Raw genomic sequence first — 13,238 nt, 5'->3', positions numbered from 1 at the left:
CCAATCGTTAAAATCCAATCACCGGTTTTAAATAATGATCAATCAATAAAACCGCGAATAGGAAGGTTAGGTAGCCAATGGAGACGCCAAAGGTTTTCATCGCTACGCCATCGGTCTCACGATACTTCAACACCACACAGTAATACAAAAACCAAGCACCAAGAATCACTGCGCCAACTAGGTATATCAGGCCACTCATACCCGTTAAATAAGGTAATAAAGTGGATAAGATTAATAAAATACAATAGAGCAAAATCGAAGTTTTAGTAAACTCTTCGCCATGCGTAACGGGCAACATCGGGATCTCAGCCTTAGCATAATCTTCGATACGATGAATCGATAGCGCCCAAAAATGTGGCGGCGTCCAAGTAAAGATAATCAAGACTAATAACCATGCATAGGGATCGGCCGAACCCGTGACTGAGGTCCAACCCAACAACGGCGGAATTGCGCCGGACAAACCGCCAATCACAATATTTTGCGGGGTAGCGCGCTTCAGGAACATGGTGTAAATAAAAGCATAACCTACCAAACCGCCAAGGGTGAGTACTGCCGTTAAAGGATTCACCAAATACCACAGCATCGCCATGGCAATCACGCCTAAAAAGGTCGCAAATAGAATCGCCTTTTTCGGTTCAACCCGCCCTTGCGCGACTGGCCTTTGCATGGTTCGCGCCATGATAGTGTCAATCCGCGCATCCACCACATGATTAACTACTGCCGCGGCGCCAGCAGCAAAAGCTATCCCGAGAGTGCCCCATACCAAGGCATTGATTGGCGGTAGCCAACTAACACTAACGTCATTCGCTAAAAACATTCCAACCACGGCGGTGAATACCAGTAGGTAAACCACCTTCGGTTTGGTCATTTCATAGTAATCACGCCAAGTCACAGGGCGGTCAATTTTATATTGCTTCTCGACTTGCTGCGCCATTAGACCTGCCCCTTACCTTTAAACTGCCAATTGACCAAATAGTTAGTTGCAATCATGGCCAACAGTAAAATTGCGCCACCACCATTATGCGCCACCGCTACATACAGCGGTAAGCCGAATATCACATTACTGACCCCCAGCATCATCTGCGCCAGTAAAATGACACCCAAGGCTCGCCCAAAGCGGCGCAACAAAATACTGTCTTTTTCCCGCATCAACCACACTGCCAGCAAACCAATAACCACAAAAACTAAGTAAGCTCCAAAGCGGTGAGTCACATGAATCGCCACTTTGGCCTGATGAGACAAGATCCCGCCTTCGTAATCTTTGAAAGGCTTACCTTGGGCTTTATTCAGATCGGCCTGCTGTTTTTCTTCTTCCAGAGTTTGAAATTCATCAAACTCGAAACCTTTTTGCCATAGGTCAAAACCGCCTTTAAAATCCACATTTTGCGTCCAACCGCTGTTACAAAACGGCAGTTCAGCACAAACTGTCGCGGCATAATTCGATGCAGTCCAGCCACCTAAGGCAATCTGCCCAATCACTAAAATCAAACCCGCAAAGGCCAAGGCTTTAAACTTTTTTGCCACTACCTGCGACAAAGAAACTATTTTAGGACGCAACTGTAAGTAATATAGAAATAACAAAGATAAGGTTGTAAAACCGCCAAGTAAGTGCAACATCACGATAAACGGATGTACTTTTAAGGTTACCGTCCACATCCCAAGCAGACCTTGCAGTATAACCAACGGCAATAAAGTTGTTGGCAACACCACTGGCACAGTTGGATCTTTTTTGCGCCCCAGCCAAGCACCGATAAACATGATCACAATGACCAAACCAATGCCTTTAGCAAAATGGCGGTGGATCATTTCTGGCCAAGCTTTTTCCGCTTCAAACTTCTTACCGTACTCGATCTCAGCTTTGGCAATGTATTCTGCATCTTGCGGAACCGTGAAATGGCCATAGCATCCTGGCCAATCCGGACAACCTAAACCGGCATCTTCAAGGCGAGTCCAAGCACCTAATAAAATCACCGTTAAAGCCAATAGAATTGCGATAAAAGTGAGGTTTCTTAAAGCTTTTTTGCTCATCAACAGCGCCCCTATAAACCTGTGTTGCGCATAGCGCGCACAATATCATCACGCAAATCTTTCGCTTTAATCCGCGCCTGTTCTAGATCCTTGACTGGCTCATACTGCATAAAAATATTGCCATGCACGTCCATCGCGTAAATTTTCCCTAACTCTAAAGCGGCTTGCTCACCCAGATGAGCCTGCCCGTTGCCGTAAGCAATTTGCAACTGCTCAGGCTTTTCGATTTTGTCGGCATACCGATTTTCACTTGGGAAAACCACTAGCCGTGTTAGCTTTTCAATCCGCTTACCTAAACCCTGATGGGTGCGCGATAAAAACTCCATATTGACTTCACATTCGGCATCACATTGGTTGGATTTTGGAAAATAAATCCACCACCACTGAGTTTCAAAGTCTTTAAAGTGTAGCGGCTTTGCATTTGCAGCAAACCACTGGAATTGCTCAAAGCGCGGATAAGGCGACTCCAGAAGCTTGCCGTGATTGCGCGTGGCCTGATTAAACCAGCCTTGATAAAAAGCCACATAGGCTAAAATTACGGGCACCACAAACAATAAAACCAAGGCGGAGATAACGCGACGATTCTGCTGTCTATTTTTCAGCAGGTCGCTGTTGGTTGCTTGTTGAGAATTATCACTCATAAGGTTAACTCTTATTAATTTCTATACTTTTCACTATATTTTTAGCTGTACTAACTTTTAGCTGTATCTTCTTTGGAATGCCTCACTCGCTTACTATTGACTACTATAAAAATAATCAACACCGCCAGCGCCATTCCAAACCATTGCACCGCATAAGCAGTATGCTTCTGCGGCGGGCTAGCCATCAAAGGCCAATAACGGACAAAAGGCGAATCTGGCTCAGCCTGCTGGCGCACCACAAAAGGCGCGATATGATACCCCATTTGCGCCACTTTTTCCTTAACTGTTTGCATATCAAACTGCCCAATCAAGTAATGACTATCAAAATTTTCCCACTGGGCATTAGCTGCCACCACCGCATTAGCACCCTTGGAAAAATACAAGCTACCTTTGATAATCGGATCTTTAAATTCGGGTATCTCTGGCACTTTCTGATAAAAGTCCTTTCGCGGCAACCATCCCCGACTAACGAGCACTGGCTGCTGATAATTTTCAGGCTGGAATAACGCTAAAACTTCGTAACCTAATCGATTGCCTTGCTTCTGGTTATCGATAACCAAAAAGAATTGGTTCAAAGGCTGACCTAAGATCACCACTGGCGTCTGATCCGGTTGGCTTGAAGCCAAAGCTTGCACTAAACCCATCGGCTCTTGAGTCGCCTTAGCTTGCAAATTAACGGTTAAATCACGTTTTTCTTGCGCCCTGTCGAGCTGCCACCAGCCCAACCGCAGCAATACTGGTAGCAATAGCAACACCATCAGCGTTGGGATAAGTCTTGGGGCAAAATTGAATGTCCCTAGCTTAAGCCGAAATAAGGGTTTTTCGAGGATTGTATACTTCAAAGATTCGCTCAACGGATACCTTTAGCCTTGTTAGCGCCTAGTAGTCGGATTCCCGCCATATTTAGCGTATAATTTTTGCTATTCATTACTTTTGACAAAAACCAATTGGGAAACCCTATGGACTGGTTAAAACTTGTGGTAATTATATTCATGCTGGCTATTTTATTCAGCCTTTTTCGCGGACTTTTCTTCCTAAGCAAAGGCGATCCGGAATCCAGCAAAGAATTATTAAAATCGCTGAAATGGCGTATTGGCTTAAGCACTTTGCTGTTTTTGGGAGTGATAGCATTGCATTATTTTGGAATTATCGATTTGCGGACGCAACTTTTGCCTAACTAATTGATTTACTCTAGTATTAGCTAAAATCATTTATCTTTGCTTGCAGCCTAACTTGCCCCATAAGAAATGAGCCAAGAATCTTCAAAGCTAACCAAACCCAAGAAATATTGTGGTCAATGCGGACAAAAGAATTTTCGTCCCAATCGCAGTTTAAAAGAGCTATTCGTAGAATTTGTGGAAGATTGGCTTGGTTATGACTCTAAAATTTATAAAACTGCAGCCAAACTGTGTAAACCTGCGGCTTTAAGTCTGGATTATTTTGCCAATTCACATCATAAAAATCACTACATAACCCCAATTCGACTTTATCTGCTGCTATCAATTATCTTTTTTGTGCTGACTAAGTTTGGTGGCTTTAACGTTACTGAAATCGAGATCGAGGATATTAGTCCGCAAGCGAGCCAAGAGCAAAAAGCTCAAGCCCTCGCCGAATTGCAAGAAGCCAAACAAGAAGTCGATTCAGAGCAAGCCAAAGCTATTATTGAGCAAGTAGCGCAAGGTATCAAAGAAGATCTTAAATCAGAAAATACTGATCCAACAGAAGCTAATCAACAAACGGACGGAAAACCAGATGACCAAGGAGTTCAAATTACAGTGTCTGGCGATACCGACTTCAGCAGCCAACATGGCTGTATGAGAGACCCCGCTGAGTTTGTTAACCTCTGGCCAGGATGGTTAGATCGGCAGTTCGATCAAGGCGCGGAAGAGCTGTGTCAGTCCTACGCAAATATTTTATATCTGCCGAAAGATGAGCAAAAAAGCGCCAAGAAACAATGGGGATTATCCTTAGCCCAAAAAGCCATCGAGCTAATCCCACAGACATTCTTCCTATCCTTACCCTTACTTGCCTTATTTCTTGGTGTTTTCTACTTCTTATCAAGACGACTCTATGTAGAACATCTGGTTTTATTAATGCACAGCCACAGCTTTATGTTTGCGGCTATTTTGATGTATTTAGGCTGGTATCAATTGGCAACAGCCGTAACAAGCCTACAAATAATTCCGGTGGAAGAAATCTTCGGCATAGGCATTATCGTTTATCTGTTTTTATCGCAAAAATGGTTTTATCAGCGCGGCTGGTGGGCGACATTATGGCGCTTTAGCTTATTTGGGCTTATCTACATAGTCCTAATTTGTATCATTCTGCTGTGCACTGCACTAGTGGGGATTTTATTAGGATAGCTTAGTCAGATTTAACTATCGCGCGTCTGAGTTGCTCTTTAGTTGGATCAACAGTAAAGGATACTCCGCCCCAGCCCAATTTTATGCCTAAATCTTCAAACGCCGACCGATAATCCGGAAACACTTTGCTATGAATTATTTGTTCATACTCTTTTGAAAAAATACCCGTCCCGGATAATTCGTCCAACTTACTCACAATACTCAGAGCCGAAGTTGGTCGATGGTTTGGCAAACAACAATCTTTGTACTGTTTAAGCACCGTTGGTAAGGACTGGTTTCCATTAGAAGCTTGGCGCAGTGCTAAATCTACTTTTAGAAAGTAAGCTGCGCCACTCCAATAAATGCGCATGGTGCTGCCTCTGCGACGGGTCACTTTCGATAGCGGTTGCGGATAACGTTTGCTGCTCCTTTCTCCTCGTCGAAAGCCATGAAACAGTTTTTGCCAAGTTTCTTTTTCCGATAAAAGCCCAGAATTACCACGCGCAATATTTTGATAATAACTCGCGAGCCCCTCAGACAACCAGCGTCCACGCTCGCCCGCATAAGGCAATAGCAAATGGCTCATTTCGTGCACTGCAGTCCAGTCGCCCCTTACTCGCTGATAACCAAACTCCGGATTGACGTGCAAGACCACCTGACTTTGTTGCCATCGCTGAACTTCGCCCCAAGGCACAGGCTCGCGCCAAGAATAACTACGCACCAATTTGACTTTGGCTCTATCCAGCGGAAACTCACCATAAATGTCAGTCACAGAAGTTGCCATTTCCTTGATCCAACCGAGCAGCATCTGACGTTGTTCTTGGTTGAAGCTTCCGGAAAAACTAACCTCCAGCCGACTGTTCTTGACGCGCAAGCTTTCCGCACGGATCAAATTCGGTATTAAAAGACTGAGTAGCCCTATCAGCAAGAAAGTCTTTAGTCTTAGCGAGCGCTTTGAGGACTTGAATGTTACTTTAGTGTTTTCCATAACTGCAGTGTAAAGTGCTTACCGCTACTTTTCCGTCAACCAAAGCTAAGAGTTGTTACAAAACTTGTGCTAACAAACTCTTGCTAGGATGAATATCGCGGTGGGTTACTGCTGCTCGTGATAACCAAGCAGCAACGCTGCCCAGTCAGATTCTTGCCATTGAAAATCAGGGTGCTTTTCCTTTTCTTTGCGTAGAGAGCGTAATAAACGCTGTAAATTTTTCCCTAAACGCGGATGATTAGGCCGTATCAATTCGCTTTTATCGAAATCAATTAACCAAAATTTTCCTTTTGCGTTAAGCATAATATTATGGATATTCAGATCGGCGTGATCTAAACCTTGCTCGTGAAATTGCTTAATCATAGCGCCAACTTGCTGCCACTGATCTTCTGAAAGCGGTTTTTGTCGAAGGTAGTGAAATAAATCCTGCGCATTTTTAATCAGACGAATAACAATGGCTGCTTGATAGCGTAGATTCTCGACCCGAACGAAAGCGGCGACTGGTTTAGGTACAGGCAACTTCTTTTTCCGAAGTGCCTTTAATAACTTTAGTTCTCGATAAGCACGGGTAACTTGGATCCCATTAAAAAGATAACTTTTCTCAATAACTTTACCCACCAAACCGCCACGACGATAATGCCGCAGCACATAACCTTTGTTAAGGTGTGAAAAGAGGTAAGTGGTACCACGACCCAAGGATTGTCCATCTATTGCATCTTGTTGCTGCCAATAGTTGGGATCAAACCAGTCCCTAGTCACTATTGATCGGTATTTTTTTTCCGTTACCAACCATTCTTTTTCATTTAATTTAACGACTTTCAAAAGAATGCGATATTGAATTTGGTTTATCCGCCACTATACCTTAAAATTCAAGCAAGTCTCAAATCTGTTGGCGCCATGACCAAGATTTCATTACCAAGCAATCCCAAGATCTGCATTTTACGCTTATCCGCGATTGGCGATGTCTGTCACGCACTCTCCAGCGTTCAAGCGATCCAACAGCACTATCCGCAAGCAGAAATCACTTGGATTATCGGAAAAATTGAATACCAACTCTTGAAAAATGCTGCAAATATCAACTTTGTAGTATTCGATAAAGCGCAAGGATTAAAAGCTTATTCACAATTACGAAAAGAGTTACGAAAAACGTTAAAGGGACAACGATTCGACATTTTACTGCAAATGCAGCTAGCTTTTCGTGCCAACTTAGCCGCAGCTTTTATACCAGCGAAAATTAAGTTAGGTTTCTCTAAACAGCGCTCAAAAGAATTACACTCACTGTTTGTGAATCGTCATATCGAAAATGAAAAAGGCTTTCATGTTTTAGATGGATTTCGCGATTTCGCAAGAGCAATTGGTGTTCCAGATTCAGCGCCATGTTGGCAGCTACCGGTTAGCACTACAACCCTAGGCTGGGGGGAAAAACAGCTCCCGAAACAACCCTATGTAGTCATTTCACCTGCCGCCAGCAAGGCCGAACGCGATTGGTTGCCGCAACGTTATGCTGCTATTGCCGATTATTGCCAAACCTTAGGATTTCCGGTGCTATTAACCGCCAGTCCAGCAATCAGAGAAACTCAATTAGTAGAAGCGATCCTTGCTTGTTGTGAAACTCAGCCTGCTAATTTGGCTGGCAAAACTAATTTGCAACAGTTACTAGTTACGCTTAAACAAGCAGAGCTTGTAATAGCTCCCGATTCAGGCCCTGCTCATATGGCAGTCACTCAAGCCACCCCTGTGATAGGTTTATATGCCCACAGTAACCCTCGTCGCACAGGCCCTTATCTATCTCTTGAGCTGGTGGCCGATGCCTATAGCCCTTTAGCCCAAGTTCAATTTGACCGACCCGCAGAGCAACTCGAGTGGGGACTGCGTCTTAAAGGTGAGCAACTGATGGCGCACATTAGCGAGCAGCAAGTCAAAACCCTAATCGACAAGGTTTTACACAACGAGTCCTAGGCGAACCAAACGCCGTAAACTAACGCAAAGACCACTAACATCACTAACAAAACTCGACATAAATCTAAGAAAATATCTTCGTTATCTAGACTCTCTTGCTCATTATGATCTACATATTTCACTAGCCTTGCTTTCGAATCACTATCGATGGTTGCCATATTAATACCCCTTTGCCTCTTGGCCACTATTGGTTCATACCAGAAAAAACACACCACAAAAATTGTTTTACTATAATGATTAGACGCTATTGCAGTAGAAATTGATGTCAGGGGATGTTACCAACTGTGTCGAAAGTGACGCTTCTTGAAGTTTCCCGGAATTTAGGTGGATTGTGTGAAGAAATGTAAATAAAAAAATAGTTTTACATTAAAAACGCGTTCGTACAATCACACTAACGTCGAAGTCTTTTACAAAGTCTGAATTGAGCGGCTGAGAAAAGTTTATATTAATCACGTTGCGGCCGCTTGAGCGAGTGAGGAATAACCGTAATCCCAGCCCTGCACTTGCCAATGCCGAATTTTCTTGATTAGGATACGGCGTTTCACCAAAATTTCTACCAACGTCAATAAAACCAACGAACGCCACGTCAGCGAGCTTGTAGATATTAATATCTGGGTAGAATCGCTTTTCAAGGTTGATGAGCCATTGTCGTTTTCCATGCTGGTATTCATTGGGATAACCTCGTAACCCCGTTTCCCCTCCCAAAGACAAAGGGCGATCAACATAAGGGTTATCAGCTCCAGAATATTGCGCTTTTAAGTACCAACTTCGGAAAGCATTAGTACGGTAGAAGTGCTCGTAGAAAATGGAAAAGTAACTATTGGAAATATCATCAGAGCTGTGCACTCCATTACCGCTTAAGCCATAGCGATACCAATGCTGCTGATTCCAAACTCCGAAGTAGCCGCTATCGAGCTGCCACACTAAACCACCATCGCGATATGATGTCTCAAGGTTATAACCCAACTGCAGATAGTGATGCCAACCCAACTGAACGTCTTCAGTTTTTGCCAATAAATATAAATTTTTAGTGGTGGTAAATTTATCTTGCTGATAACTAAAGGCTAACCATGGGTAGGTTAAGTCACGATTTTCTGGCAAGACACTGGTGCTGGTCAAAGGATCAAAGTCGTACTTATCATGAGTAATTCCGCCTAACCAACGGAAAATACCTTTATCTGTAATTCCCGTTGAGTAGCCAAAAAAAGCTTGTGAAAACTGGCGGTTGCTATCGAAACGATTGACCTCTTGCTCATTGGCGTCAATCCTTACTTCCTGTCGGTGGCTATCCAGTGCCACTCCCGCCGCATGGCGCTCGTCTAATCGATAAAACGGCTTATCCAACTTAATCGCTACTCGCTCACCGTCAGAGTTATCGGCTAGCCGAATACTCGCCCTTAAATAATCTTCGTTAATAGCCTCAGAAGATAAACTCAGCACATAGCCGGAGCGATCTTCCTCAGAAAAATAAATCAGATCTGCGCCAATTCCTAAACCTAAGAAGTTGTCGTCCTTAATACCGTAGCTTAGATCATCCTCTCCGCCTTCACTCTTAAAACTAAAAGTAGGAAAGAGAGTCCAATTCTCCCAAGTCTGTACCTGCAGTTGAGCAGTGCCCTTTAGGGGATCGGTTTTTGCCACAATTTTCGCTTCGCGTAAGAATTTCTGCCGCCTTAAAATACGCTCAGCTTCTTGTAACTGCTTCTGGTTAACAGTTTGCCCCTCTCGAAACGGCAATAAGCGAAGGATAATCTTTGGCTTGGTATCAATATGCAACTTATTGGCAGTCCGGTAAATCCAGCCATCATCTTGCTCCAAGTCGAAAATTGGATTAACCACAACCTCGATCGAGGCTATTGTGAAACTAGCCGTTTCCGCGCGCTCGTCTATAACCAAAGTCGATTTATTTTCAGCTAAAGATACCTGACTTGTTGCTACCATAGCTGCAGCTACTAGCGACAAGCCAACGCCTAACATCAATAAAATCCCAACTGGATATACTTTACTCAAGACAGTCCCTTTTTGTTTATATAACTACTATACCGTTAACCAGAGGCAAAAAAAAACCGCCAATCGGCGGTTTCTTCACAGTCTTTTGCTAACTTTCGCGTTACATCATGTAAACGAAAATAAACAAGAACACCCATACCACATCAACAAAGTGCCAGTACCAAGCACCGGCTTCAAATGCAAAGTGATCTTTGGGCGTAAAGTGGCCTTTAGAGCAGCGTACCGAAAGCACAATCAAGAAGATAGTACCCACCAAAACGTGCATACCGTGGAAACCGGTTAGCATAAAAAAGGTTGAGCCATAGACTCCACTCTTTAAAGTTAGGCCATAATGTACGTAGGCTTCATAATACTCAAATACCTGCAAACCTAAGAAGATCGCGCCTAAAGCCGCTGTCAACCAAGTGAAAGCGATTAAGGTTGGACGATTTTTTTCAAGTAAAGCATGGTGAGCAATGGTTAGCGTCCACGAAGAGGTCAAAAGGATTGCAGTGTTGATCGCAGGCAAACCCCAAGCACCCATCGCTTTCCAGGTTCCCACTGCTGACTCCACTTGCCCTACCCCAACATTCGGCTCGAACGTACCCGGAGTTTCGGTCATTGGCCATTGCGGCGTATAGTCTGGAAACAATTGGTTGTGGGTTGAGGCGCCATTAAAGTCACCGCCCAACAAGGGTAGTACAAAGGCTCGAATGTAGAATAAAGCGCCAAAGAAAGCGAAGAAGAACATCACTTCCGAGGTAATAAACCACATCATGCCTTGACGGAAAGAGCGGCTCATTTGCGCGCTGTATAAACCGCCCATCGATTCTTTGATGGTACTGCGCCACCAAGTCGACAGCATTCCCACTAATATTAGAATACCTAAAGCTAAAACAGCACCGCCATACGAATCCCCATTGATCATGCTTCCTGCGCCGAAGGCAGTTACAAATAAACCGACAGAGCCGATTATGGGTAGCTTGCTTTGCTCTGGAACATAATAGTTTCCGTATTCACTATTGGTTGTTTGTTCACTCATTATGTTTCTCCAATGGTAACGACTAGTTTGCCGCTACTTTTTGTAATTTTGGGCCAACGTTTTCTTCCGAGACATTATGCAAAGTATAAACCAAGGTAATGGAGTCATACTCTTTTGGCAAATCTTTATCAATAAAGAAACGCATCGGCATATCTTCTGCAGCTCCCGCCATTAAAGTTTGCTGATTAAAACAAAAGCACTCGGTTTTGTTGAAATACTGACTCACTCTAACTGGGGAAAAACTTGGAATTGCCTGCCCAATAATATTTTTGTTTGCGCGGTTTTTTACTCGAAAAGCCACTTCATATTCCTTGCCAGGATGTACTTTCATGGTGGTTTGTAGTGGCCGGAAATCCCAAGGCATGTCGTTCTTGGTTACGGTTACAAAACGCACTTTAATCTCACGGCTGGTATCGGCTTCTTGTTCTTGGTAGACCGCAAGGCCCCGATCCAAGGAGCTATTCCAACCGGTGATTTCACAAAACACATCGTACAAAGGCACTAAAGCAAAACCAAAAGCCAACATGATCACCGCCACCGTGACCAACTTGCGGGTCATGACGCGGTTTTCCTGCTTTGTCTCAGCAGAAACAGTCTCTTGCGACTGTTCCTGAGAAATTGGCTCTTGGCTCATTTTTTATTCCTACTTTTCGTTATCTGTTAAAACTGCACGAGTTCAAGTTGCTCTTAGTCTACTTTTGGTGGGGTAGAGAAAGAGTGATAAGGTGCTGGCGATGGCAAATGAGTAAACTCAAGGCCTTCTGCACCTTCCCAAACTTGACCGGTTGCTTGGTCACCTTTCTTCAAGATACAAACCTTGATCAGGATCCAAGCGAACAACAACTGCATCAAGCCCAATCCGAACGCACCAATACTCGACCACATATTAAAATCAGAATACATAATCGAATAGTCAGGAACACGGCGTTGCATACCCGCCAAACCTGAGAAGTGCATTGGGAAGAAGGTTAGATTAACGAATATGATCGATAACCAGAAGTGGATTTTCGCCAACTTCTCGTCATACATACGCCCAGTCCATTTTGGCAACCAATAGTAAACTGCCGCCATAGTACCGAAAATCGCACCCGGGAATAACACGTAGTGGAAGTGGGCTACCACGAAGTAAGTATCGTGATACTGCCAATCCACTGGCGTGATCGCAAGCATTACGCCTGAGAAACCACCAATGGTGAACAAGATCACGAAGGCCAAAGCGTATAACATCGGCGTTTCATAAGTGATCGAGCCTCTCCACATGGTCGCTATCCAGTTGAATACTTTCACACCCGTCGGTACTGCAATCAGCATGGTCGCAATCATAAAGAACAACTCAGCTTTGACTGGCATACCCACCGTAAACATATGGTGTGCCCAAACGATAAAGGATAGGAAAGCAATCGAGCCGGTAGCGTAAACCATTGAAGCATAACCAAACAGTTTCTTGCGCGAGAACGTCGGGATAATCGCGGAGGCGATACCAAAGGCTGGCAAGATCATGATGTACACTTCAGGGTGACCGAAGAACCAGAATACGTGCTGGAACAAGACCGGATCACCACCACCTGCGGTATCAAAGAATGAAGTACCGAAGTGGATATCCGTCAACATCATGGTCACAGCGCCAGCCAGAACAGGCATAACCATCACCAGTAAGAAGGCGGTGATTAACCAAGTCCAAACGAACAATGGCATCTTCATTAAAGTCATGCCTGGAGCGCGCATATTAAACACAGTCACAATCACGTTAATCGCACCCATGATGGAAGAAATACCCATCATATGCACACCGAAAATAAAGAAGGTGGTGCTTGGCGGCGCGTAAGTGGTCGATAACGGCGCATAGAAAGTCCAACCGAAGTTAGGTGCGCCGCCTTCCATGAATAATGATGATAACAACAAGAAGAAAGCAAATGGCAAGATCCAGAAGCTCCAGTTGTTCATTCTTGGCAAGGCCATATCTGGCGCACCAATCATCATTGGGATCAACCAGTTAGCAAGACCAACGGTTGCAGGCATCACGGCACCAAAGACCATGATAAGACCATGCAGCGTAGTCATCTGGTTGAAGAAATTAGGTTCAACAAATTGCAAACCAGGTTGGAATAGCTCGGCACGAATGACCATCGCCATGCCACCACCGATTAAGAACATGATGAACGAGAAGACTAGGTACATAGTACCAATGTCTTTGTGGTTAGTTGTAAAGAGCCAGCGTGAAATGCCGGTTGGTTTATGGTCACCCATGA

14 protein-coding genes are annotated in these 13,238 nt (G+C 44.2%); 3 read left to right on the top strand and 11 right to left on the bottom strand.

What is annotated here, in order from left to right:
• Positions 1-7: 7 nt before the first annotated feature.
• Genes cyoE through NFS34_RS05165 form a run of 4 tightly spaced genes read right to left on the bottom strand, consistent with a single transcriptional unit; the run spans position 8 to position 3,511 of the window.
• On the bottom strand, positions 8-934 hold the full coding sequence (gene cyoE / locus NFS34_RS05180) for a heme o synthase (RefSeq protein ID WP_251358837.1): 927 nt from the start codon (positions 932-934) through the stop codon (positions 8-10).
• A complete protein-coding gene (locus NFS34_RS05175; RefSeq protein WP_251358835.1) occupies positions 934-2,028 on the bottom strand; it encodes a heme A synthase in 1,095 nt (364 codons plus the stop codon). Before NFS34_RS05175 ends, cyoE begins: the two co-directional genes overlap by 1 nt.
• 11 nt (positions 2,029-2,039) lie before the next feature.
• On the bottom strand, positions 2,040-2,669 hold the full coding sequence (locus NFS34_RS05170) for a hypothetical protein (RefSeq protein ID WP_251358834.1): 630 nt from the start codon (positions 2,667-2,669) through the stop codon (positions 2,040-2,042).
• A gap of 50 nt (positions 2,670-2,719) precedes the next feature.
• Positions 2,720-3,511, bottom strand: a complete 792-nt coding sequence (locus NFS34_RS05165; RefSeq protein WP_251358833.1) for an SURF1 family protein — start codon at positions 3,509-3,511, stop codon at positions 2,720-2,722.
• Positions 3,512-3,628: 117 nt separating this feature from the next.
• On the opposite strand from NFS34_RS05165, the gene NFS34_RS05160 reads away from it, so the two are divergent.
• Positions 3,629-3,850, top strand: coding sequence for a twin transmembrane helix small protein (locus NFS34_RS05160; RefSeq protein WP_251358832.1), 222 nt, complete (start codon positions 3,629-3,631; stop codon positions 3,848-3,850).
• Positions 3,851-3,916: 66 nt separating this feature from the next.
• Entirely contained in the window at positions 3,917-5,032 is a 1,116-nt protein-coding gene (locus NFS34_RS05155; protein ID WP_251358830.1) for a hypothetical protein, read from the top strand.
• Position 5,033: 1 nt separating this feature from the next.
• Here NFS34_RS05155 and NFS34_RS05150 read toward each other — a convergent pair whose 3' ends face one another.
• Positions 5,034-5,999, bottom strand: a complete 966-nt coding sequence (locus tag NFS34_RS05150) for a hypothetical protein (RefSeq protein WP_251358829.1) — start codon at positions 5,997-5,999, stop codon at positions 5,034-5,036.
• Between the two features lie 105 nt (positions 6,000-6,104).
• Positions 6,105-6,821, bottom strand: coding sequence for a 3-deoxy-D-manno-octulosonic acid kinase (locus tag NFS34_RS05145; protein ID WP_251358827.1), 717 nt, complete (start codon positions 6,819-6,821; stop codon positions 6,105-6,107).
• Positions 6,822-6,833: 12 nt separating this feature from the next.
• Between NFS34_RS05145 and NFS34_RS05140 the strand changes: the two genes are divergently transcribed.
• The gene (locus NFS34_RS05140) at positions 6,834-7,958 is read left to right on the top strand and encodes a glycosyltransferase family 9 protein (RefSeq protein WP_251358825.1); all 1,125 of its coding nucleotides are present in this window, start codon (positions 6,834-6,836) and stop codon (positions 7,956-7,958) included.
• Here the strand turns inward: NFS34_RS05140 and NFS34_RS05135 are convergent.
• The 5 genes from NFS34_RS05135 to ctaD all read right to left on the bottom strand — a co-directional run bounded on the left by NFS34_RS05135 (position 7,955) and on the right by ctaD (position 13,236).
• Positions 7,955-8,116: a hypothetical protein gene (locus NFS34_RS05135; protein WP_251358824.1), complete on the bottom strand. Its 162-nt coding sequence runs from the start codon at positions 8,114-8,116 to the stop codon at positions 7,955-7,957. The two genes, NFS34_RS05140 and NFS34_RS05135, sit on opposite strands and share 4 nt — an antisense overlap.
• Before the next feature lie 208 nt (positions 8,117-8,324).
• Complete coding sequence (locus NFS34_RS05130) at positions 8,325-9,968, bottom strand: hypothetical protein (RefSeq protein ID WP_251358822.1); 1,644 nt, start codon at positions 9,966-9,968, stop codon at positions 8,325-8,327.
• A 100-nt stretch (positions 9,969-10,068) separates the two neighbouring features.
• Positions 10,069-10,989: a cytochrome c oxidase subunit 3 gene (locus NFS34_RS05125; RefSeq protein ID WP_251358820.1), complete on the bottom strand. Its 921-nt coding sequence runs from the start codon at positions 10,987-10,989 to the stop codon at positions 10,069-10,071.
• Between the two features lie 22 nt (positions 10,990-11,011).
• Positions 11,012-11,623, bottom strand: a complete 612-nt coding sequence (locus tag NFS34_RS05120; RefSeq protein ID WP_251358819.1) for a cytochrome c oxidase assembly protein — start codon at positions 11,621-11,623, stop codon at positions 11,012-11,014.
• A 53-nt stretch (positions 11,624-11,676) separates the two neighbouring features.
• Positions 11,677-13,236 carry a cytochrome c oxidase subunit I gene (gene ctaD / locus NFS34_RS05115; RefSeq protein WP_251358818.1) on the bottom strand — a complete coding sequence of 520 codons (1,560 nt, stop codon included), beginning with the start codon at positions 13,234-13,236 and terminating at the stop codon, positions 11,677-11,679.
• Positions 13,237-13,238: the final 2 nt, after the last annotated feature.

The organism is Kangiella sp. TOML190 (assembly GCF_023706045.1).
Taxonomy (GTDB): domain Bacteria; phylum Pseudomonadota; class Gammaproteobacteria; order Enterobacterales; family Kangiellaceae; genus Kangiella.
The sequence above is the reverse complement of the archived record's forward strand: the minus strand, read 5'-3'. Positions and strand labels throughout refer to the sequence as shown.

Excerpts from the sequence above, each read along its gene's own strand:
- cyoE (WP_251358837.1), bottom strand. The coding sequence starts at position 934 with ATGGCGCAGCAAGTCGAGAAGCAATATAAAATTGACCGCCCTGTGACT.
- NFS34_RS05175 (WP_251358835.1), bottom strand. The coding sequence starts at position 2,028 with ATGAGCAAAAAAGCTTTAAGAAACCTCACTTTTATCGCAATTCTATTG.
- NFS34_RS05170 (WP_251358834.1), bottom strand. The coding sequence starts at position 2,669 with ATGAGTGATAATTCTCAACAAGCAACCAACAGCGACCTGCTGAAAAAT.
- NFS34_RS05160 (WP_251358832.1), top strand. The coding sequence starts at position 3,629 with ATGGACTGGTTAAAACTTGTGGTAATTATATTCATGCTGGCTATTTTA.
- NFS34_RS05155 (WP_251358830.1), top strand. The coding sequence starts at position 3,917 with ATGAGCCAAGAATCTTCAAAGCTAACCAAACCCAAGAAATATTGTGGT.
- NFS34_RS05150 (WP_251358829.1), bottom strand. The coding sequence starts at position 5,999 with ATGGAAAACACTAAAGTAACATTCAAGTCCTCAAAGCGCTCGCTAAGA.
- NFS34_RS05135 (WP_251358824.1), bottom strand. The coding sequence starts at position 8,116 with ATGGCAACCATCGATAGTGATTCGAAAGCAAGGCTAGTGAAATATGTA.
- NFS34_RS05125 (WP_251358820.1), bottom strand. The coding sequence starts at position 10,989 with ATGAGTGAACAAACAACCAATAGTGAATACGGAAACTATTATGTTCCA.
- NFS34_RS05120 (WP_251358819.1), bottom strand. The coding sequence starts at position 11,623 with ATGAGCCAAGAGCCAATTTCTCAGGAACAGTCGCAAGAGACTGTTTCT.
- ctaD (WP_251358818.1), bottom strand. The coding sequence starts at position 13,236 with ATGGGTGACCATAAACCAACCGGCATTTCACGCTGGCTCTTTACAACT.